Source organism: Arthrobacter sp. R4, assembly GCF_051365025.1.
In the GTDB taxonomy this organism is placed as follows: domain Bacteria; phylum Actinomycetota; class Actinomycetes; order Actinomycetales; family Micrococcaceae; genus Arthrobacter.
In genome coordinates, this window is the sequence record NZ_JBLWIJ010000019.1 from 19,081 (window position 1) to 41,122 (window position 22,042).

The following is a 22,042-nucleotide window of genomic DNA, read 5'->3' on the forward strand; positions in this document are numbered from 1 at the left end:
CCCGCCAGTTTCAAGCGCTGCGCAAGGCCCTGTCACTCATGGAGCGGGATCCCCGTCCAACGGCCAAGGTGCCGGACTGCACAATTTCGCGGATGCCGAAGGGCTCAAGCACTGACAGCAGTGCGGTGAGCTTTTCGGGGTGGCCGGTGGCTTCAATGACCACGGAGTCTGTGGAGACGTCAACCACTGAAGCACGGAACAGGTCTGCAGCCTGGGTCACCTGCAGGCGAGTCGCGGCATCCGCACGTACCTTGACCAGGATGTGGTCTCGCTGTACGGAAGATTCGGAGGTCAGCTCAACGATCTTGATCACGTTGACCAGTTTGTTGAGCTGCTTGGTGACCTGCTCAATGAGGTCACCGTCGGCATCGACGACGACGGTCATCCGGGACATGCCCAGGACTTCCGTCGGGCCGACGGCCAGGGAATTGATGTTAAAGGCCCTGCGTGCGAACAGGCTCGCGACGCGGGTCAGTACACCGGGCTTGTCTTCGACCAGAACGGACAGTGTGTGGCGGCTCATGATCAGTCCTCCTCTTCCCATTCCGGGGTCATGTTGCGGGCAACCTGGATCTGGTCGTTGCTTACTCCGGCGGGCACCATCGGCCACACCATGGAGTCGGGGCTCACCACGAAGTCGATGACCACGGGGCGGTCGTTGATCTCGAGGGCCTTCTGGATGGTTGCGTCGATGTCTTCGTCACGCTCGCAGCGGAACGAGGCACAGCCGTACGCCTCCCCCAGTTTAACGAAGTCCGGAATCCGGACGGTCTCATGGCCCGTGTTCAGGTCGGTGTTGGAGTATCGGCCCTCGTAGAACAAGGTTTGCCACTGGCGCACCATACCCAGCGATGAGTTGTTGATGACTGCAACCTTGATGGGGATCTTGTTGATCGCACAGGTGGCCAGTTCCTGGTTGGTCATCTGGAAGCAACCGTCGCCGTCGATGGCCCAGACCACGCGGTCCGGGTCACCCACTTTGGCACCCATGGCGGCCGGAACCGCGTAGCCCATCGTGCCGGCGCCGCCGGAGTTGAGCCAGGCGTGCGGACGTTCGTACTTGATGAACTGCGCAGCCCACATCTGGTGCTGGCCCACGCCTGCCACATAGATGCCTTCGGGGCCTGTGAGTGCGCCGATGCGCTCGATGACGCGCTGCGGGGCGGAAAGCCCGTCCTCCGGTTCCGTCCAGCCCAGCGGGTAGGTTTCCTTGAGGTTGTTCAAGAACGCCCACCACGTAGTGAGGTCCGGCGTGCCGGTGGCCTCAAACTGCGAGCGTAGGGCCTCGGTGAGCTCTGGAATGATTTCCTTGACGGAGCCCACGATGGGGACGTCGGCCGTGCGGTTCTTGGAGATTTCGGCGGGATCGATGTCCGCGTGGATCACCTTGGCGTTCGGCGCGAACGTCTTGAGTACGCCTGTGACGCGGTCGTCGAAGCGGGCGCCCAGGGTGATGAGGAGATCGGACTGCTGGAGGGCAGTGACGGCCGACACCGTGCCGTGCATGCCAGGCATGCCCACATGCTGAGGGTGCGAATCCGGGAAAACACCGCGCGCCATCAGTGTGGTGACCACGGGGGCGCCTGTCAGCTCGGCCAACTCTCGGAGTTCCGCGGAGGCATGGGCCTTCACGACGCCGCCGCCGACATACAGGACGGGCTTGGTAGCCGCCGCGATGAGCTTTGCTGCTTCGCGGACCTGCTTGTTGTGTCCGCGCGTCACGGGCCGGTAGCCGGGGAGGTCGATCCTTGGCGGCCAGGAGAAGGTCATCTGACCCTGCTGGGCGTCCTTTGCGACATCAACGAGCACGGGCCCCGGACGCCCGGTGGAGGCCAGGTGGAACGCCTCAGCCATGACGTGAGGGATGTCGTTGGGGTCCGTCACCAGGAACGAGTGCTTGGTGATGGGCATGGTGATGCCCACAATGTCGGCTTCCTGGAACGCGTCGGTGCCGATTACACCGCTGGACACCTGGCCGGTGATGGCCACCAGGGGCACCGAGTCCATGTGGGCGTCCATGATGGCGGTAACGAGGTTGGTGGCACCAGGGCCCGAGGTGGCAATGCAAACGCCCACCCGGCCGGTAACCATGGCATAGCCTTGCGCGGCGTGGCCGGCTCCCTGTTCGTGACGGACCAGTACGTGATTCATGCTGGAGGCCATCAAGGGGTCATAGGTAGGCAGGATCGCGCCACCAGGCAAACCAAAAATATCGTCGACGCCGAGTTCTTCGAGCGAGCGGACGATAGCTTGCGAGCCGGTCATCACCGTTGGGGGTACAACGTTGTTCGGCCCAAGGACAGGAGAGACAGCGGCAAGATCAGCGACGACTGCGGCATGGTCAGCCGTTCGGTCGGCGCGTTCCGGGGCCTTGGGGGCTCCAGCGGACTTTGTAGCCATCAGCGAGGGGCTGATCGGCGATCCTTTGCTCATCGGACTCTTCCTTGTGGATCATCTGTATTTTTGGGAACTGCGGGAAATAAAAAAACCCCTCAGCCTTGTGGCTCTTCGAGGGGTTGCGCGTGACGGTTCGTTACCCGGGGCTAATGTGCCACGCGCTTGGTAAGGACGACGACTGCATCTGCAGCGATGCCGGCGGTAACGAATGCGATCATGCGATCAGTTTTCCCTCTGCGTGAGATGCATGTCAACGACGACGATACGCATCTCACCATGTGGACTCCATTGTCCACCAATCGGCCGCCCTCCCAACTAGGTAGCAGCAGGTGTCGTTTTGAGGGCCCATAACGACATCTGCTGCTACCCAGTTGGGTTCAGGCGACCGGCTGCGGTGTACTACCCGCAGTATGCCCCGGTGGAGGCGCTGTGGACCAGCTTGGCGTACTTGGCGAGGACGCCCTTGGTGAACTTGGCCGGCAGCGGCTCCCAGCCCTCCTTGCGGGCTTCGAGCTCTGCGGCGTCGACCAGCAGGTCGAAGCTGCGGGCTGCGATGTCGACCCGGATCCGGTCCCCATCCTTGACAAAGGCGATGGGACCGCCGTCGACGGCTTCCGGCGCTACGTGGCCGATGCACAGGCCCGTCGTGCCGCCGGAGAAGCGGCCGTCAGTCAGCAGGAGCACGTCCTTGCCAAGGCCTGCACCCTTGATGGCGCCGGTAATGGCGAGCATCTCGCGCATGCCCGGCCCACCCTTGGGTCCTTCATAGCGGATGACGACGACGTCACCGGCGTGGATTTGGCCGTTGTCCAGCGCATCAAGGGCGCCCTGTTCGCGCTCGAACACGCGGGCCGTACCTTCGAAGACGTCGGCGTCGAAACCGGCGCTCTTGACCACGGCGCCTTCGGGTGCCATCGAACCGTGCAGGATAGTGATGCCGCCGGTCTTGTGGATCGGGTTGTCCAGGGCGCGCAGGATCTTGCCATCGAGGTCCGGCGGGTTGATGGACTCGAGGTTCTCGGCGAGGGTCTTGCCGGTAACGGTGAGGCAGTCGCCGTGCAGCAGGCCGGCGTCGAGCAGTGCCTTCATGATGACCGGCACGCCGCCGATCTTGTCCACGTCAGTCATGACGTAGCGGCCGAAGGGCTTGAGGTCTCCCAAGTGCGGGATTTTGTCGCCGATGCGGTTGAAGTCGTCCAGGGAGAGCTCGACTTCGGCTTCACGGGCGATGGCCAGCAGGTGCAGCACAGCGTTGGTGGAGCCACCAAAAGCCATGGTCACGGCGATGGCGTTCTCAAACGCCTTCTTGGTCATGATGTCCCGGGCGGTGATGCCCTTGCGCAGGAGGTTCACCACTGCTTCACCGGACTTGCGGGCAAAGTCATCACGACGGCGGTCTGCCGAGGGCGGGGCAGCGGAGCCCGGCAGGGACATACCGAGGGCTTCGCCGATGCAGGCCATGGTGTTGGCCGTGTACATGCCGCCGCAGGCGCCTTCGCCGGGGCAGATGGCCTTTTCGATACGCGTGAGGTCTTCCATGCTCATCTTGCCGGCGGCGCATGCCCCGACGGCCTCGAAGGCGTCAATGAGGGTGACTTCCTTTTCGGAGCCGTCCTCGAGCTTGACCCAGCCAGGCATGATGGAGCCGGCGTAGAGGAACACGCTGGCGAGGTCCAGGCGGGCGGCTGCCATCAGCATGCCCGGAAGGGATTTGTCGCACCCGGCCAGGAGGACCGAGCCGTCGATCCGCTCGGCCTGCATCACCGTTTCCACGGAGTCGGCGATGACTTCGCGGGAAACCAGGGAGAAGTGCATGCCTTCGTGGCCCATGGAGATGCCGTCCGAGACGGAGATGGTGCCGAACTGCATGGGGAACCCTCCGCCTGCGTGGACGCCTTCCTTGGCGCCCTGGGCCAGACGGTTCAGGGAAAGGTTGCAGGGAGTAATTTCATTCCAGGAGCTCGCAACGCCGATCTGCGGCTTGGCGAAGTCGTCGTCCCCCATGCCGACCGCTCGGAACATGCCGCGCGCGGGGGCGGCGTGGATTCCGTCGGTGACGACCCGGCTGCGGGGCTTGATGTCAGGCTTGTTTTCAGTTGCGATCTGGGTGTCCTCACTCATGCGTCAAAGTCTATGACTCAGATTGGGAGGCCAACGACACGGGAGGGTCCGTGAAGCCCAATTCCATGAATATTTCGATCAAATAGTGGACTCTCGTCTCATATATTGAGATCGGAGCTCAGGGACTCCCCCGGAACGTGTCAGAAATCACTTGGACCGCGGCCAGCAGCAACCGACTCGGCTTCCTGCTGGAGCATGTCCAGGACCTTCCGGATAGTGGTCCGGGCCGCGACGTCGGGCCGGGCAAGGGCCACGATGCTGCGGCGGGCTGTCACACCCACGAGCGGGCGGAGCACAAACCCACGATCCTGGTTTGCCACCGCGGTGTACCGGGGCAGCAGGGCGAGTCCGTGTCCGGCGCTGACCAAGGCCTCGAGCACCCGCAGGTCCGGAAAGAGCTGCGCCCGGACCGCGGTGGATCCGGCCTGCTTTTCGATCTGCCGCAGCACGGCGTCGAAGGGGAACCCCTCGGGGACCCCCATCCAGGGATAACCCACCACATCCCGGGCGGTCAGCCGGGGTTTCGACGCCAGGGCGTGCCCTGACTGCATGGCAACGTCCAAGGGCTCATTAAGTAGCGGGACCACGATCAGCCCGTGGGAGGAAAACACGTCCGGGCCATCCACGCTGTGCGCCAGCACGATGTCATAGTCGGCGGCGAGGCCTGCGAAACCGTCCACTCCCGGGTCCTCGAAATGGGCCTCAAAGTGCAAGCCGGCGATGGTCTTGACCCGGTGCAGGAGTCCTGGCAGGAACATCTCCGCCGCGCTGGGGAAGAACGCGGCCCGCACATGGGCCTGCCAGCCGTGCCGGTACGTATCGATGGTGGCCTCCGCCCTGGCCATTGCTGTTGAGACATCCGCAGCGGCCGAGGCCATCGCCAGCCCGGCTTCGGTCAGCCGGACTCCCCGGCCGGCCTTCTCGATTAGGACCACACCTAGCTCGTCCTGCAGGGTTTTGAGCTGCTGGGACACAGCCGATGGCGTGACGTGCATGGCTTCGGCCGTGGCGCCCACAGTGCCCCGGTCGGCAAGTTCGCGCAGAATCCGCAGCCTCTTGAAGTCCATGTAGAGAGGCTACTGGACTGCCGCTGCGTTGTTCGGGCCGTCTTCACTGTCCGCCGGACGGGCTGCTCCCTGCCGAAGACCTAGACAGTCCCGTTTGCCCCGACGTACCGTCAGGTGAACGGCAACCCTGCCATCCGGACTGAAGGGCCCTGATATGGATTTTGTCTTCTGGATCATTCTGATCGTGCTGATCGTCGGTGTCGTCTGGTGGCTGCTGAACCGCGGCAGTTCCACCAAGTCCACCGGCGAGGACGACAGGTCAGCGGCAGCTCCGGCCGGTTTCCGCGCGGACGGCGCCCTGGCCGGAGGCAGTGCCGCGGCTTCCGCGGAAGCCGCGGGTACCACTGGGATCGCCACTGCCGCAGGCTTTGGACGGCCGTCCGACCCTGTGCCACCGACGACGGCGGATGACGCCTCCGAGCTGCCCGAACCCTCTGGTGCCGGCCGGGTTGGTGAACAGGATTCCCCTGCGCCGGAACGGACGGAAGCCGGACCGGGGACCACATCCGCGGAGACAATTGCAGCCCCTGCACCAACAGGCGCCCCGGGCGCCGGGGATATGCCGGAAGCCCCTGTTCCGCCTGCTGTTGACGACGCCACTGAGGTTCACGGCGCCCAAGCAGCCCAGGGCGGAGGGGCCGCGCAGTCCGCGGGCACAGCCCAGGCTTCGGGTCCATCTCAGGTCAGCAGCGACCAGGGCGAGTGGGAGACCCAATGGTCTGAGGCCGGCGGAACGCCCGCTTCCCATGCAGGGGCCCCGACTACAGCGGCCCCAACCGCCCCTGCGGCGGGTAGTGCAGCCGGGGGTCCCACGGACGCCGGCAAAGCAGGCCAGTCCGGGCCGGTCCATCGCCCCGAGTACACCGGGCCACATGCGCCCACGCTGCCGGGTGCTGAATCTGCAGCAGCAGAGGCTGTGGTGGACGAGCCGACGGCCGCCGAACAGGCCGAATCCAACCGCGTCCAGGCCAGTCCAGGCGAAGTGGATGAGGTCGAAGCCATCAAGGCAGAGTCCCCCACGTCCGTCGGCTCGGAATCAGTCCCCGAACCCGCGGGTTACCTGGCGGCGGACCGCCCGTATGGTGAAGGGTCGGCGTCGCCGTCCCCCGACGGCAGCGGCCCGGCCGATTACACGGTCAAAGGTGACGCGGACTCCATGGTCTATTACGAAGAGGGGCACCCGGAGTATGAGCAGACCCGCGCAGGAGTCTGGTTCGAATCAGCGGCCCACGCCGAAGCTGCCGGCTTCCGGGCCCCGCGGCGGACCCGGTTCCAGTAGGTTCGGCCGCGCCCCTGCGGCGTGGACCGTCTGCCTCGGGCTCCTCCTGACCGGTTGCACAGGTGATGCCAATGGGCCGCCCACCACAGTCAGCACGAGTGCGGGTACCGGCGGCACCGCGAGAGCGCCCGCTGTGGTGGAGCGACTTGACCTCGGGCTCCAGATCCCGTGGGCAGCGGTGTTCCTGCCGGACGGAACGGCCGTCATCTCGGAGCGTGATTCCCGACTGCTCAAGGCGGTCCGTGACGGGCGGTCCTCCACCATCGGAGAGGTTCCCGGAGTAGTTCCCGGCGGGGAGGGCGGCCTGCTCGGACTCGCGCTCTCCCCCTCTTTTTCCTCGGACAATTTGCTCTACTTCTACTTCACGGCCGAGCGGGACAACCGGATTGCCCGTGCGGTCCTCAGGGCAGACGGCGACGGGAAATTCGCCATCGGCTCTCCGGAGGTCATCTTCACCGGCATCCCGAAAGCATCAACGCACAACGGCGGCAGGATCCGCTTTGGACCCGACGGCCTCCTCTATGTGGGGACCGGCGACTCGCAGCGCCGGGAGCAGCCGCAGGACCCGAATGCGCTGGGTGGAAAGATCCTGAGGTTGACGCCCGAAGGCCGCCCGGCGCCGGGCAACCCTTTCGGCAATGCCGTCTACAGTCTCGGCCATCGGAACGTCCAGGGACTGGCTTGGGACAGTGAAGGGCGCTTCTGGGCCAGCGAATTCGGCCCTGACGTCAACGACGAACTCAATCTGATCCTTCCGGGCGCCAATTATGGCTGGCCCCAGGTCACTGGGGCGCCGCACCGGGACGGATTCCGCGACGCGAAAGTGGTGTGGCCATCCACCGCTGAATCCTCGCCCAGCGGGCTGGAAATTGTTGGCGCCACAGCGTACCTCGGGGCACTGCGCGGCCAGCGGCTGTGGACGGTTCCGCTTGAAGGCGAGGAAGCCGGAAATCCTGTGGCCTATTTCACACGGGAATATGGCCGGATCCGCGATGTCATCAAGGCTCCCGACGGACGTTTTTGGCTGCTGACGAACAACGAAAACCCCGACTTTGTGCTGGTTTTGACCCCTTCGGAGTGATACTGCCAACCGCCCGCCACCCCGATTTCACATGGGCCAAAAGTTCGTGTAGAGTTTCATGTCGTTGCGGAGATCAACCGGGAAATAAAAGCCCCGGGGAGATCAAAACAAGAGATGCACCTCTAGCTCAATTGGCAGAGCAATTGACTCTTAATCAATGGGTTCCGGGTTCAAGTCCCGGGGGGTGCACCAAGAAAACCCCGTCTTCATGGCCACAAGCCACGAAGGCGGGGTTTTGCTTTGCCCATCGATCAGGCCGAGGGATATTTCGGGCCGATAACTGGGCCGATCAGCCGACGGCGCCGCCAGCTATCGCAGCCGCGGGCCACGTTCAAGACACCGCGTGGCGCAGACTCCCATGGACCCTATTTCTCGTCCCAGTCTTTCGGGAGCGTCATCGGGCTGCCTCCTGCCTCCGGAGCTTCGCGGAATGAGGGAAATAGTCCAGGGTCATCTGGATGCGGGAATCAGGGTGCGTGAGGAACCACTCGTAGGCGTGGTCATCAGCAGCCTGCCACCAGGGCTTCGGGAGACCTTTGAGCTTCCGGGCCTTCCTCCCCCGCCATTCTTCTTGGACGTTAAAGTATCCCTGGAGGACGCCCAGGCCGAAGATGAGCCCGAAGAAAACCATGACGAGTGTCATGAGCGGCATATTGAACAGCGCAAGGAGGCCGAAGACCAGGCAGGCCAGCGAGGCAGGGAGAAAGATGAGAGCCGTTGCCAGGAGGCTGAAGTAGAAGGAGCGGATCAGTTTGTGGTCGCCTCCGCCGGAGCCGGCCCCAATGCCCCACTCTTGCTTCGTGTACGCGTACACAGTTTTGCCCGTCCTGGCGTACCCGTAGTAGTACGGCCGGTTAAGCGCTCTTCTGAAAGGTTCGTCCTTGGTCCCCACGGGATTAACCTTATCTGTCGTCACGCTGCGGCCGCCGTCCCGTGCCGGCCGAGGCAAGCCACGAAGACCCGCAGGCGCCCTTACTCACAGTTGCCCAGGATCCCCGCGATCGCAGCATGCTCGGCTGGGGTAACCCACAGCTGGTACTTTGCCTTCACGGCCGTCTGGCGGGCAACGTATTCGCAGCGGAACGCCTTGTTCGGCGGAAGCCACGTCGCTGCGTCTTTGTCTCCCTTGGCGCTGTTGGTGGGACCGTCCGCGGCCATGAGATTCAGCGGGTCGTTGGCCAGTTGCCTGCGCTGGTCAGCGCTGAGCCGCTGGGCACCTTTCTGCCACGCGTCCGACAGCGCGATCATGTGGTCGATCTGGACCGCTGAGCTGGTGGTGTCGCCGCGGACAAACCTGATGCGGGTGCCGGTGTAGCTGTCATTCAGCGTGCCGGACGCGACAACACAGTCCTGTGTTCCTGGCTTGAACGTCTCGCCCTCAAGATCCCTGGCAAGGATGTCGTTGCGGGTATCACAGCCGTTGCGGTCCACATCCGCCCAGGCGGGACCGAACTCCTCACGGCTGTAGCCGGTCTTGGGAGCACGCCCCTTCACCGGGATAGTTTCCAGCTGGGCGAGGGCAGCGGCGGCTTCGGTTCCGGAAACCCTTGGTTCGGCATGGGCTGGGGCATCGCAGCCGGCAAGGGAACCGGCGAGGACCAAACCGGAGATGGCAGTAAGCGCGAAGGTGACGGCGGAGCGGTAGTACAAGAAGTTCCTTAATGTGCACGGCGCAGGTTCACCGCCGCGCGAGGAAGCGTTGCGGCTGGCGATCCTGGTTCAAAGATTAAAAGAAAAACGCGCAACCACTGTGAGGAACCAGTGATTGCGCCTGGAGGCCGTGATGCGGCTACCCTACCGGGGAACCGTCCGCCAGTGCCTTGGCTTCAGGGGAAGCAAATTGGCTGGCAAGTTCCCGCACCACAGCCTGTAGCTCCTGGCGCAGGACGTCGGGATCAATGGACGCGGCAGCAAGCACCGAACGTTCCATCTCCACTGCGGCGGTGACAGCCTCGCGTCCACGGTCCGTCAAAGAGACAACATGACTACGGCGGTCCGAGGTGCTGCGGACGCGGGCGATGTGTCCGTGGGTCTCCAGCCTGCTGAGCGTCTTGCCCATTGTCTGCGCCTGGACGCGGACGTACTGGGCCAGCTGCGCCTGCGTCATGGGGCCCTGGGCCGCAAGTACTTCGATCGCGATAACACCGGCGTGTGTCAATCCAATGGCGCCGAGTTTTTCGTTCCAGGAGTGTTCTACGAGACGGGCCGCAGTGGACAGTAGGCGCCCAGTGGGCCAATGATCCATATCAGGCATACCAGCAGTATAGCCAAGTGACGATTCGCCCCGGTCCAGCACGCTTACTAAACTGGCATGTCCCGCCTTCAACTAGGAGATTAACTGTGGCTGACAGACTCATGACCGGTACCGAAGCACCTGGCTTCACTCTGAAGGACTCGCACGGTAAGGACGTCAGCCTGGCGTCCACCCGGGGGCGAAACACCATTGTGTACTTCTATCCCGCCGCGTCCACTCCTGGCTGCACCAAGCAGGCGTGCGATTTCCGAGACAGCCTGGCCTCCCTGCAGGCTGCCGGATACGAAGTCCTGGGCATCTCCCCGGACCCGGTTGAAAAGTTGGCAAAATTTGCCGCCACGGAAGCCCTCAGCTTCCCGTTGCTCTCGGATGCAGACCACGCCGTGGCAGAGGCCTACGGTGCCTGGGGGGAAAAGAAGAACTACGGAAAGACCTACCAGGGGCTGATTCGTTCGACCATCGTGGTGGACACTGAGGGCAAGGTTGCCGTGGCGCAGTACAACGTCCGGGCGACCGGTCATGTTGCCAAACTGCGCCGTGACCTCAAAATTGATTCCTGACGGGTCCGGCGACTGACCGGACCCACAGCCGGCCGGCGCTACAATGGAACCTGGCATCCGCCGTCGCAGGTTTCTGCGCGGCAGCCAAGCGCGAGTGGTGAAATTGGCAGACACGCAGGATTTAGGTTCCTGTGCCTTCGGGCGTGGGGGTTCAAGTCCCCCCTTGCGCACTGTTGAACGTCATGAACCATGGAATCCCGGGCCCAACGGCCCGGGATTCCGTCGTTAAGTCCCCCCGACGCCGGCTTTCGCAAGTTTCAGTCCGTCGGCGCCCACCGCAAAAAAACTCCTTGAGATCCACCCATCCGCATCGAGGCACCACCCGAATACACAGTGAGACACCAGCCAAGGCAGGTGCCCACCACGTCGGAAAAGGCCATAAGCGGCAGGCAAGCTGTCCGCAAAGGCAACGATCGGCACTAACAAGGAGAACCGAAATGCAGTCAACCAAACGCACAACCTTCACCGTCGCAGGCGTTGCCGCTGCCGCATTGCTCAGCCTGACCGCTTGCGGCGGCTCCGCCACCACGGCAACCTCTTCGTCAGCACCGGCCTCCACGCCTTCATCCTCCAGCATGGCTCCATCACCGTCGGCAAGCTCCGCCGCCCCGATGGACCCGGCTGCGAACCTGGTCGGCGCCGGCTGTGCCGGCTACGCCGAGAAGGTTCCCACCGGCGCGGGCTCTGTTGCGGGCATGGCGCTCGATCCCGTGGCTGTTGCAGCCTCGAACAACCCCATCCTTACCACCCTGACGGCGGCAGTCTCGGGAAAGCTGAACCCCAAGGTTGACCTGGTGGACACGCTGAACGGCAGCGAGTTCACGGTCTTTGCTCCGGTGGACGACGCCTTCGCCAAGATCGACGCCGCCACGATCGAGACGCTCAAGACGGACGACGCCCTGCTGAGCAAGATCCTGACCTACCACGTGGTCCCCGGCCAGATCACCCCCGACAAGATCGCCGGCACCCACGCCACGGTCCAAGGCGGCTCCGTAACGGTCACCGGCAGCAAGGACGCCCTTATGGTTGACGGCGCCAGCGTGATCTGCGGCGGCGTCCAGACTGCTAACGCCACGGTCTATCTGATCGATTCGGTGCTGATGCCCAAGTAACCCCGGGCACCAGCGAACCGGGCAAACCGGAGCTTCGGGGCCTGACTCCCCCGGCGGCTCCGTGCATATAGTTGGGCCCGGCCTGTACAGGCCGGGCCCAACTGCGTCTCCAGGATCATCGTGGTCAGTCAACTAGACTGGGCTGGGGCCCGCAGACCGCGGAGCCGGCCAGCAGCCCAGAGGTGATCAACGAGTGCCCAGCAGTACATCGCGACGAACGGTGATCAAGACAAGCGCCGTTCTCCTGGCACTGGGAGTGACGTCCTGCACCGGAGTTCCGGCCCCTTCCCCGTCCTCGCCCACAAGTTCAACGGCGTCCACTGGCCCTGAGCCCACGGCCACCTTCAGGTTCGGAACAGCATCCCAGCCGCTCGGGCTCGACCCCGCCCTCTCCAACGACGTGGAGTCGCACCGGATCACACGCCAGATCCTCGAAGGCCTGGTCGGAGTGGACCAGACAACGGGCAAGCCCACACCGCTGCTGGCAACCGAGTGGACCGAATCCGACGAAGGCCGCTCCTACACATTCAAACTGCGCAGCGGAGTCACGTTCCAGGACGGAACCCCCTTTAATGCCGATGCCGTCTGCGCCAACTTCAACCGCTGGTTCGCGTTCCCGGTGGCGCTCCGGCAACAGGCACCGGGAAGCTCCTTCAAGGGTGTGTTCAAGGCCCATTCCGATGAGGCATCGCTGTCCATCTTCAAAAGCTGCACCGCCCTTTCCGCTGACACTGTCCGGATCGACCTCACACAGCGCTTCACCGCCTTCCTCCAGGCCCTGACCCTGCCGGCTTTCGCCATGGCATCGCCCACAGCGCTGGCGGCCGGGACTGCCGATGTCCTGGACAGGGACCGGGGCGGACAGCCTCTGTCAGCCTTTGCCACGAATCCGGTGGGAACCGGGCCCTTCCGTTTGGGCGCCTGGGACGAAACCAGCGTCACGCTGGTCAGCAACAAGGACTACTGGGGCAACCGCGGGCAGATCGCCACGATCAACTTCCTGACCTACGACCACCCCCAGACCCGCATGCAAGCGCTCCTGGACAACAAGATCGACGGCTACGACGCCGTCACGGTGGGAAACTTTGACCAGCTGGTCAAACGGGGCATGCAGATTGTGCAGCGGGACCCGTTCTCCGTGATGTACGTCGGCATGAACCAGGAAGTCCCTGCCCTCCAGGATGTGAAGGTGCGGCAGGCGATTGAAATGGCGATCGACAAAGACACCCTCATCCGCAAATTCTTTATCGACAACACCGCCCAGGCAACGCAATTTGTTCCGCCGAAAATCAGCGGCTTCAATAACGAGGCGCCTTCCTTGGGCCACGACCCCGCCAAGGCGAAGACGTACCTCGAAGAGTCCGAATATGACGGCGAAGAGCTGAAGTTCTACTATCCGTTGAACGCCACCCGGCCTTACCTCCCCACGCCAGAGAAGGTCTACGCGGAGATCAGCCGGCAACTGACCGCCGTCGGACTGAACATCAAGCCTGTACCGGTGGACTGGGCAAACGGATACCTCCAGAAAGTCCAGTCCCCGGGCGACCACGCCCTCCACCTGCTCGGCTGGAATGGTGCCTACGCCGACGCCGACAACTTTGTTGGCCCCCTGTTTGGCGAGAAAAACGGTGAGTTCGGCTACCAGGATCCCCAGGTCTTCTCAAAGATCAACCGGGCCCGCAGCATGCCGCAGGGACAGGAACGGGATGAGCAATATCACACCATCAATGTCCAGATCGCTGCCTCGGTCCCGGCTGTTCCCATCGCATTCCCCATCTCCGCATTGGCCCTCTCTGACCGCGTGGTCAGCTACCCGGCCTCACCGGTATTAAACGAAGTTTTCACCAAGGTCCAACTAAAGCCTTGACGGAGCCGTCCAATTTCAGTAAGAGGGTGGCGCGGGGATATTCTGTGACAGCCAGAGCCGCTGCTATCGGAGACTCACTGTGACTTTTATTTCCAAGACCAAACATGCCGACGTCGTCCTGATCGGCGGCGGCATCATGAGCGCCACACTTGGGGCGTTCATCAAGCAGCTTGAACCCACCTGGACCATCTCCCTCTTCGAGCGCCTCGACGAGCCCGGACTGGAAAGCTCCGGTCCGTGGAACAACGCCGGCACCGGGCACGCCGCACTCTGCGAGCTCAACTACTCCCCCGCAGCCAAAGACGGCTCGGTGGACCCCACCAAGGCGCTGCTCATCAACGAGCAGTTCCAGCTCTCCCGCCAGTTCTGGGCCCACCTCGTGGAGCAGTCGCTGATCGGTTCGCCCAAGGGCTTCATCAACACCGTCCCGCACATGAGCTTCGTCATTGGCGAGGACAACACCAAATTCCTGCGGACCCGGTACGAGGCACTGAAGCCGCACCCGCTGTTCCGCAGCATGGAGTATTCCGAGGACCACGCCCAGATCGCCAAATGGGCTCCGTTGATCGTCAAGGGCCGCGACCCGAAGCAGCGCATCGCTGCCACCCGCGCAGCGGAGGGCACCGACGTCGACTTCGGTGCACTCACCCGCGAGCTGACCACGTACCTCGGGAACAACGGCGTCGACATCAACTACGGCCACGACGTGACCGGGATTTCCCGGGCGTCCGACGGCGGCTGGGACCTTTCGCTCAAATACCCGGCTTCCGGGGAACACAGCAGGATCCACGCGAAGTTTGTGTTTGTAGGTGCCGGCGGCGGCGCCCTGCACCTGCTGCAGGCTTCAGGCATTCCGGAAAGCAAGGGCTTCGGCGGCTTCCCGGTCTCCGGCCAGTTCTTCCGCTGCACCGACGAAAAAATCGCGGCCCAGCACAGCGCGAAGGTCTACGGCCAGGCCTCCGTGGGTGCTCCGCCCATGTCCGTGCCGCACCTTGACACGCGCTACGTCCACGGGAAGCGCTCCCTGCTGTTCGGCCCGTACGCCGGTTTCTCCACGAATTTCCTGAAGAACGGCTCTTACCTGGACCTGCCGCTGTCCATCCGGCCCAGCAACATCATTCCCATGCTCGCCGTGGCCAAGGACAACATGGACCTGACGGCCTACCTCGTGAAAGAGGTGGCGAAGCGCCACGGCGACAAGGTGGAGGCGCTCCGCGAGTACTACCCTGAGGCCAAAGACGGCGACTGGGAACTGATCACCGCGGGCCAGCGTGTACAGATTATTAAGAAGGACCCAAAGAAGGGCGGCGTGCTGCAGTTCGGCACGGAAGTCATTGCCGGGCGTGACGGCTCCATCGGGGCGCTCCTGGGTGCCTCACCCGGGGCTTCCACCGCGGTGCCCATCATGATTGAACTGCTGCAGAAGGCCTTCCCCAAGAACTTCAAGGGCTGGCAGGGCAAGCTCAAGGACATGATGCCCGGCTACGGAACCAAGCTGGACAGCAACCCGGAGCTCGCAGCGGAGCTTGAGAAGGCAACTGCCGCGGCCCTTCAGCTGGAGAGCGTTTCCGCGAGCCGTTGACCTTGCCGGGGTCGGCGGGCAGCAGTTCGATGTCCGTACCAGTCCGCCAACCCCTTCAGGAGACCATGCGATGTTCCGGCTGGCACAACTTTCACTGGCGAACCGGGCGCTGATCGCCCTGATCACCGTCTTCGCGTCGGTGTTCGGGGTGATCACCATGTCTTCGCTGAAGCAGGAACTGATCCCTTCCATCGAGTTCCCGCAGATCACGGTGCTGTCGGCGATGCCCGGGGCCTCGCCGGAGGTAGTGGACAAGCAGGTCAGCGAGCCGCTGGAGAAGGCGCTGAACGGCGTCGAAGGCCTGGAGTCAACGTCCTCAACATCGCGCACGGGTGTCTCGCAGATCTCAATGACGTTCACGTACGGCTCCAACCTCGATCGTGCGCGGAACCAGATAGACCGGGCGATCTCCAACGCCAAACGCCAGCTGCCGGAGGACGTCCAGCCGCAGGCCATCGCCGGCAGTATCAGCGATTTCCCCATCTTGTTCCTGGCAGTCTCCTCGGACAATTCGCTGAGCGAGCTTAATGCCGACCTGCAGCGGCTCAGCGTCCCCCGGCTGCAGAAGATCGACGGCGTCCGCAGCGCCGATGTAACGGGCGGCGCCACCCAGCACATCCAGATCCTGCCACGCGCGGACGCCATGGTGTCCAGCGGAGCAACCATTCCGGCGATCCGCGATGCATTGTCCAACAACGGGGCGCTGATTCCTGCCGGAACCATCGAGGAAGAGGGCAAGACCCTCTCCCTCCAGATCGGCAGTCCGGTGGACTCCCTCGACGCCATCAAAGCGCTGCCTCTTGCCGGTACGAAGGCGCCTGCCACTATCGGCTCGGTGGCGGACGTGTCGCTCAAAGACGATGAACGGACGTCCATCTCCCGCACGGACGGCAAGGAAACGTTGGCGGTTGCCATCACCAAAAAGCCCGAAGGCGACACCGTCGCCATCTCCCACGCCGTTGCCGGCATCATCGGCGACCTTGAGGCGGAGTTGGGCTCCAACGCCAAATTCACGCCGGTGTTCGACCAGGCACCCTTCATTGAGAAATCCATCAAGGACCTGACCACTGAGGGCCTGCTGGGCCTGGGCTTCGCCGTCGCCGTCATCCTGGTGTTCCTGATGTCCACGCGCTCTACGTTGGTCACAGCCGTGTCCATCCCGCTGTCGCTGCTCATCACCTTTATCGGGCTGTCCGCGACGGGCTACTCCCTGAACATCCTGACCTTGGGTGCCCTGACCATCGCCATCGGCCGCGTGGTGGACGACTCCATTGTGGTGATCGAGAACATCAAACGGCACCTCGCCTACGGTGAGGACAAGGTGACCGCCATCCTGACCGCCATCCGCGAAGTTGCCGGGGCGATTACTGCCTCAACGCTGACCACGGTGGCCGTCTTCCTTCCCATCGCGTTCGTTGGCGAACTCGCCGGCGAGCTTTTCCGCCCGTTCGCGCTCACCGTCACAATGGCGCTGCTGGCCTCCCTGCTGGTGTCGCTGACCATTGTCCCTGTGCTCGCCTATTGGTTCCTGAAGTCGCCGTCGGCCGCTGTCCCCGGGTCCCCCGCCGCACGCGAAGCCGCCGCGGCTGTCCGGGCCAAGGCGCTGGAAGCCGAGCAGAGAAGCAGGCTGCAGCGTGGCTACCTGCCCATCCTGACCAAGACCCAGAAGCATCCGGTTGTCACACTGATCGCCGCTGGGTTGGTGCTTGTAGCAACGGGCGCCATGACACCGCTGCTGGCCACTGACCTGCTGGGCCAGTCCGGACAAAACAGCCTGACTGTGCGCCAGGTCCTGCCGGGCGGCACCAGCCTCTCCGAGACCAGTGCCGCCGCTGTCCGGGTGGAAGGAGTGCTGCGCGGCATTGAAGGCATTAAGACTGTTCAGGTCACTTCCGGCAATGCCCAGGCGGGTTTCGCCGCGTTAGTATCCTCCGGCGCCTCCAATTCGACCTTCACCGTGGTCACGGATGAGAAGGCGGACCAGGCGGAGCTGCAGGAGAAAGTCCGCACGCGGCTCGCCGACGTCCCTGACGCCGGCAAGATCTCCGTGGGCACGCAGCAGGGTGGCTTCGGCACATCGTCCACCGTGGACATCACCCTCCGCGCTGCCACGTCGGCCGACCTCCGCACCGCCAGCGACGCGATGGTGGAAGCGATGAGCGGAGTACCGGGCACCAGCGAGGTGGCCACCAACCTGGCAGCGAGCCAGAACGTTGTCCAGGTCAAGGTTGACCGCGCGAAGGCCGTGGCAGCCGGACTGAACGAGCAACAGGTTGCCGGCGTGCTTGCCTCCACTATCAGCCCGGTCCCGGCAGGAACGGTGCGGATTGACACTGACGACTTCCCCGTGCAGATCGGCGAGGGGACCCGCTTCACCAGTGTCGAGGCCGTCCGCAACATCCCGCTTCCGGGCGGACGGGCCACCCTGGGCAGCATAGCCTCCGTGGAACAGGTCGACGTCCCGATCTCCATCACCGCCAGCAATGGGCAACGGACGGCGAAAGTCTCCCTGACGCCGTCGGGATCCAACCTTGGCGCCGTGAGCGCCGAAGTCCAGTCCCGCCTGGATGATGTTCAGCTTCCGGCCGGGGTCACGGCCACTTTGGGCGGGGCAACCACCCAGCAGGCAGAGTCCTTCCGGCAGCTCGGGCTGGCCCTGCTGGCCGCCATCGCCATTGTGTATGTGATCATGGTGGCCACCTTCAAGTCCCTCGTCCAGCCGCTCATCCTGCTTGTGTCCGTCCCGTTCGCGGCCACCGGGGCCGTCGCGCTTCTTCTGGTGACCGGAGTGCCGCTGGGTCTTCCCTCCCTGATCGGCATGCTGATGCTGGTGGGAATTGTGGTTACCAACGCCATCGTGCTGATCGACCTGATCAACCAGTACCGGAAACCCGGTGACGGCCGGCCGGGGATGTCAGTGGCGGACGCCATCACCCACGGCGCCCGCCAGCGCCTGCGTCCCATCCTGATGACCGCACTGGCCACAGTGTTCGCTCTGACTCCCATGGCGCTGGGCCTGACAGGTGGCGGTGGCTTCATCTCCCAGCCGCTCGCCGTCGTGGTGATCGGCGGGCTGGTTTCCTCCACCGCACTCACGCTGGTCCTGGTCCCCGTTCTGTACCGGCTCGTGGAGGGGCGGCGCGAGAAGAAGGCACTGCTCCGGGCTCTGCATGAGCGTCCGGAGCTGGGCCCGGCGACAGATGTCGACGACGAGTTCCGCGACTGGACCACCGGAATGGTTCCCAAGGTCAGTGGCCGCCGCGCCGCACCGGGAGACCCTGCCTAAAGCCGCCGCAGACAACCAGGGAATAATCCCGTCCGGGAAGTGTTGTACCCGTCGATAGATGCATATGCATCTAAATCGGGTATAGTGGTGATAAGCCACCACGGACATCCAGAACGGAAGGCACATCATGCAGATCGGCGTATTCAGCGTCAGCGACATCACTACTGACCCCACCACGGGACAGACCCCCACGGAGAACGAGCGCATTAAGGCGTCCGTGGCGATCGCCAAAAAGGTCGAGGAAATCGGCATGGACGTGTACGCCATCGGCGAGCACCACAACCGGCCGTTCTTCTCCTCCTCCCCCACCACCACACTCGCCTACATCGCAGCACAGACCGAGCGGATCACGCTGTCCACGGCCACGACACTGATTACCACGAATGATCCGGTCAAGATTGCCGAAGACTTCGCGATGCTCCAGCACCTGGCCGACGGGCGCGTGGACCTGGTACTGGGCCGTGGCAACACAGCCCCGGTGTACCCCTGGTTTGGCAAGAACATCCAGGACGGCGTTGAACTGGCCATCGAGAACTACAGCCTGCTGCGCCGGCTCTGGGACGAGGACACGGTGAACTGGTCCGGAAAGTTCCGGACCCCGCTGCAGAACTTCACGTCCACACCCCGCCCGCTCGACGGCGTCGCCCCCTTCGTCTGGCACGGCTCCATCCGCACACCCCAGATCGCCGAGGTCGCCGCGTACTACGGTGACGGGTTCTTCGCGAACAACATCTTCTGGCCGAAGGAGCACTACCAGCAGCTGATTGGCCTCTACCGCGAACGCTACGAGCACTACGGCCACGGCAAGGCGGACCAGGCGATCGTGGGGCTGGGCGGCCAGTTCTTCATGCGGAAGAACTCCCAGGACGCCGTCAAGGAGTTCCGGCCGTACTTCGACAACGCGCCGGTCTACGGTCACGGCCCGTCGCTGGAGGACTTCACCTCGCAGACTCCGCTCACAGTGGGCAGCCCGCAGGAGGTCATCGAGAAGACCCTGACGTTCCGTGAGTACTTCGGCGATTACCAGCGCCAGCTGTTCCTGATCGACCATGCGGGCCTGCCGCTGAAGACCGTGCTCGAACAGCTTGACCTGTTCGGTGAGGAGGTCCTGCCGGTCCTGCGCAAGGAGTACGCAGCCCTCAAGCCCGCGCACGTCCCGGACCCGCCCACGCATGCCGGCCGGGTCGCCACGCTGCTGGCTGCGCAGAGCACCGAGACAAGCCCTTCGGAGGCGTGATGGCAACCGACGGCGAATCACCGGTCCGGCTGGCCGCCGAGACCTGGGAGTCCCTGTTCCGCGCCCAGGTGGCGGTCATGCGCAAGCTCCAGGCCGGGCCCGCCTTCAGGAAGGTGGCGCTGAACGAGTACGACGTCCTGTTCACGCTTTCCCGCTGTCCGTCCGGCTGGCTGAGGCTTAACGAGCTCAACGACAATGTCCTGCTCAGCCAGTCCAGCCTCAGCAGGCTGGTGGAGCGGCTGGAAAAGCGCGGACTGGTGGCACGGATGCCGGCCCCGGACGACGGCCGGGGGGTGCTGCTGAAGCTGACCGAAGCCGGCGCAGAGCTGCAGAAGGACATTGGCCGGGAACACGTCCGGGATATCTCCGGGCTCCTGGGGCCGGCCCTGACCGCGGCGGAGCAGAAGGAACTGAAGCGGCTCACCGAGAAGCTGCGCCATTCTGTAGGCGCACGCCACTAACAGTGCTTCCGAGGACCCGGCGCCACTTGACGCGGCGCCGGGTCCCGGTCCGCTAGCGCAGCACCACGAGCTTGGCTGGATCCTCAACCGGCAGGCTGCCGTTCACGACGGCGGTAACGCTCATCTGGTTCAGGGTGAGGCTGCCGCCGACCGTGGAGAGGAATGCGGTATCGGCGGAATCGCGGCCGGCCGTAATCCTGAGCATCGATTCCCGCGGGGCCAGCCCCGTGGGGTCGATGACGTGCCACGCACCGTTGATGTGGCCCTCGGCCACAGCGTGGAAATCCATCGGGCTCAGTCCCGGTGCATAGACAGCCGTCAGCCGCGCGGGGATGTCCTTGGACCGCAGCAGGGCGATGGCCAGGTGGGCGAAGTCCCGGCAGACTCCGCGGCGGTGCAGGAGGGTTTCCACCGCACCGTCGGTCCCTCGCGAGGATCCGCTGATGTACCTTAGTTCGCCGTAAACCCAGTTCCGCACGGCCTGCAGGAGTTCCCCGCCGTGGAGTCCGCCGAATTCGGCATAGGCGGTAGGCAGGAGCCGGTCCGACTCGGCATAACGGCTGGGGCGCACGTAGCGGATAAGGTCCTCCAGCGGCGCGTCCTCCGGGGTGGCCTGGCCGCCCACCGAGGCCGAATAATCAACAGTCACCTCGGCCGGGTCCGGGAATTCCATGTAGTGGATCCTGCCGCCGTGGTGGTCTGGCAGTTCCGTCAGCGCCACCTGCGCCCCGTCCGCCGTAACTGACAGGGATTCCTCAAAGGAGGTGTAGCCGGGGTTCCTGGCCACTGTTATGGCCAGCGCAACCTTGGTGTCGGCTACGGTCCTGAAAACCAGGCGTGCGGAAACAGAGCGGTCCATGGATCTCCGGGGTGTGAGGAAGCGGCTGGCCAGTCTCCACTCGGCCCGGCAGGGTGGGCCGGCGGCAGGACTAGTTCTTGATCTCCAGAGACATTAGCATCCGTTGGACGTTGGCGAATTCGGTCCCCTCGTCCACGTACTTGGCCGCCTGGTCGAGGGTGTCAAAGGCCTTGGCCGGTGCAACCTTTTCATCAGGCGCGAACGCCTTGAGCACCGGCAGGTCCCCGAAGGAGTAATCGCCCTTGCCAGCCGGACCGCGGACCACGTTGCGCAGTTCGCACGCCTGGCCGTCGGCGCCGCCCACAATGTTCGTGATCCCGAAGGACCCGAAATACCGGTAGCCCTGGATCACCCTGAACACCACGTGCGGGGCGATGGTCCCTTCGCCTGTCAGCGCCGGAAGGTCCACGGGCACGCTGCTGATCACGGTGTAGGGCCGGCGCGCAGCTTCCGCGCATTCAGGGGCCGACGGCGGCAGTCCCGTCCGCAGCGCCGCAACAACGGTACCGTCCGGCTTCTTTACCTCCACCTTCAGTGCACCGGCCAGCGTCCCTTCCTCAGGGGTCACAGACTGTGCGATCCATTCCTCCGGCAACTCAAAGCTCACTTTCTTGCCGGCATCCGAGAAGGTCTTCCATGCAGCTGACGTTGCCGCCGCCCCAGGCGACGGGGAGCCGGACTCCTGGGTCGCCGTCGGATCACCCGACGGAGTGACCGTCCCGGTGGGGGAAGAAGTTGACGGGGACGCCTCCGGCTCTGCGGTCCAGGACGGCTGAGCCTGGCCTGGCGCGTTGCACCCGGCGGCCAGGCCGCCGCCCACCAGCAGAGCCATGATCCGAAACCCAAACACTGTCCTCTTGCGCGTCATGCAGCCAGCGT

Annotated in this window: 18 protein-coding genes and 2 tRNA genes; 11 read left to right on the forward strand and 9 right to left on the reverse strand. The window is 64.2% G+C overall.

Annotation, left to right across the window (positions count from 1 at the left end; all coding sequences use genetic code 11):
• Positions 1-10: 10 nt before the first annotated feature.
• The 4 genes from ilvN to ACLKOZ_RS13035 form a co-directional block, all read right to left on the reverse strand.
• Positions 11-523, reverse strand: a complete 513-nt coding sequence (ilvN, locus tag ACLKOZ_RS13020) for an acetolactate synthase small subunit (RefSeq protein ID WP_436475556.1) — start codon at positions 521-523, stop codon at positions 11-13.
• A gap of 2 nt (positions 524-525) precedes the next feature.
• Entirely contained in the window at positions 526-2,433 is a 1,908-nt protein-coding gene (locus ACLKOZ_RS13025; RefSeq protein WP_436475558.1) for an acetolactate synthase large subunit, read from the reverse strand.
• Positions 2,434-2,796: 363 nt separating this feature from the next.
• Positions 2,797-4,518 (reverse strand): dihydroxy-acid dehydratase, encoded by a 1,722-nt coding sequence (gene ilvD / locus ACLKOZ_RS13030; protein ID WP_436475560.1) that lies wholly within the window; start codon positions 4,516-4,518, stop codon positions 2,797-2,799.
• Between the two features lie 140 nt (positions 4,519-4,658).
• A complete protein-coding gene (locus tag ACLKOZ_RS13035) occupies positions 4,659-5,585 on the reverse strand; it encodes a LysR family transcriptional regulator (RefSeq protein WP_436475562.1) in 927 nt (308 codons plus the stop codon).
• A 154-nt stretch (positions 5,586-5,739) separates the two neighbouring features.
• Between ACLKOZ_RS13035 and ACLKOZ_RS13040 the strand changes: the two genes are divergently transcribed.
• The 3 genes from ACLKOZ_RS13040 to ACLKOZ_RS13050 all read left to right on the forward strand — a co-directional run bounded on the left by ACLKOZ_RS13040 (position 5,740) and on the right by ACLKOZ_RS13050 (position 8,137).
• Entirely contained in the window at positions 5,740-6,864 is a 1,125-nt protein-coding gene (locus tag ACLKOZ_RS13040) for a sunset domain-containing protein (RefSeq protein WP_436475564.1), read from the forward strand.
• Positions 6,865-6,997: 133 nt separating this feature from the next.
• Positions 6,998-7,945, forward strand: a complete 948-nt coding sequence (locus ACLKOZ_RS13045; protein WP_436475566.1) for a PQQ-dependent sugar dehydrogenase — start codon at positions 6,998-7,000, stop codon at positions 7,943-7,945.
• A gap of 116 nt (positions 7,946-8,061) precedes the next feature.
• Positions 8,062-8,137, forward strand: a tRNA-Lys gene (locus ACLKOZ_RS13050).
• 202 nt (positions 8,138-8,339) lie between these two features.
• On the opposite strand, the gene ACLKOZ_RS13055 is transcribed toward ACLKOZ_RS13050, so the two are convergent.
• The 3 genes from ACLKOZ_RS13055 to ACLKOZ_RS13065 all read right to left on the reverse strand — a co-directional run bounded on the left by ACLKOZ_RS13055 (position 8,340) and on the right by ACLKOZ_RS13065 (position 10,190).
• A complete protein-coding gene (locus ACLKOZ_RS13055; protein ID WP_436475568.1) occupies positions 8,340-8,837 on the reverse strand; it encodes a hypothetical protein in 498 nt (165 codons plus the stop codon).
• Positions 8,838-8,917: 80 nt separating this feature from the next.
• Positions 8,918-9,595: an HNH endonuclease family protein gene (locus ACLKOZ_RS13060; protein ID WP_436475570.1), complete on the reverse strand. Its 678-nt coding sequence runs from the start codon at positions 9,593-9,595 to the stop codon at positions 8,918-8,920.
• 139 nt (positions 9,596-9,734) lie between these two features.
• Positions 9,735-10,190, reverse strand: coding sequence for a MarR family winged helix-turn-helix transcriptional regulator (locus ACLKOZ_RS13065; RefSeq protein WP_337345949.1), 456 nt, complete (start codon positions 10,188-10,190; stop codon positions 9,735-9,737).
• 95 nt (positions 10,191-10,285) lie between these two features.
• Between ACLKOZ_RS13065 and bcp the strand changes: the two genes are divergently transcribed.
• From bcp to ACLKOZ_RS13105, 8 genes are all read left to right on the forward strand, one after another.
• Positions 10,286-10,759, forward strand: a complete 474-nt coding sequence (gene bcp / locus ACLKOZ_RS13070; protein ID WP_436475572.1) for a thioredoxin-dependent thiol peroxidase — start codon at positions 10,286-10,288, stop codon at positions 10,757-10,759.
• 88 nt (positions 10,760-10,847) lie between these two features.
• Positions 10,848-10,929, forward strand: a tRNA-Leu gene (locus ACLKOZ_RS13075).
• 267 nt (positions 10,930-11,196) lie between these two features.
• Positions 11,197-11,871, forward strand: coding sequence for a fasciclin domain-containing protein (locus tag ACLKOZ_RS13080; protein WP_436475574.1), 675 nt, complete (start codon positions 11,197-11,199; stop codon positions 11,869-11,871).
• Positions 11,872-12,064: 193 nt separating this feature from the next.
• Positions 12,065-13,738: an ABC transporter substrate-binding protein gene (locus ACLKOZ_RS13085; RefSeq protein ID WP_436475576.1), complete on the forward strand. Its 1,674-nt coding sequence runs from the start codon at positions 12,065-12,067 to the stop codon at positions 13,736-13,738.
• Positions 13,739-13,817: 79 nt separating this feature from the next.
• Positions 13,818-15,320, forward strand: a complete 1,503-nt coding sequence (locus tag ACLKOZ_RS13090) for a malate:quinone oxidoreductase (protein WP_436475578.1) — start codon at positions 13,818-13,820, stop codon at positions 15,318-15,320.
• A gap of 70 nt (positions 15,321-15,390) precedes the next feature.
• Positions 15,391-18,606 carry an efflux RND transporter permease subunit gene (locus tag ACLKOZ_RS13095; RefSeq protein ID WP_436475580.1) on the forward strand — a complete coding sequence of 1,072 codons (3,216 nt, stop codon included), beginning with the start codon at positions 15,391-15,393 and terminating at the stop codon, positions 18,604-18,606.
• A gap of 127 nt (positions 18,607-18,733) precedes the next feature.
• A complete protein-coding gene (locus ACLKOZ_RS13100; RefSeq protein ID WP_337345906.1) occupies positions 18,734-19,843 on the forward strand; it encodes an LLM class flavin-dependent oxidoreductase in 1,110 nt (369 codons plus the stop codon).
• Complete coding sequence (locus ACLKOZ_RS13105; RefSeq protein ID WP_337345905.1) at positions 19,843-20,304, forward strand: MarR family winged helix-turn-helix transcriptional regulator; 462 nt, start codon at positions 19,843-19,845, stop codon at positions 20,302-20,304. The genes ACLKOZ_RS13100 and ACLKOZ_RS13105 overlap by 1 nt, the downstream gene beginning before the upstream one ends.
• A gap of 52 nt (positions 20,305-20,356) precedes the next feature.
• Here the strand turns inward: ACLKOZ_RS13105 and ACLKOZ_RS13110 are convergent, their stop codons facing one another.
• Positions 20,357-21,163, reverse strand: a complete 807-nt coding sequence (locus ACLKOZ_RS13110; protein ID WP_436475583.1) for a transglutaminase-like domain-containing protein — start codon at positions 21,161-21,163, stop codon at positions 20,357-20,359.
• 70 nt (positions 21,164-21,233) lie between these two features.
• A complete protein-coding gene (locus ACLKOZ_RS13115; protein ID WP_436475584.1) occupies positions 21,234-22,031 on the reverse strand; it encodes a hypothetical protein in 798 nt (265 codons plus the stop codon).
• Positions 22,032-22,042 lie beyond the last annotated feature (11 nt).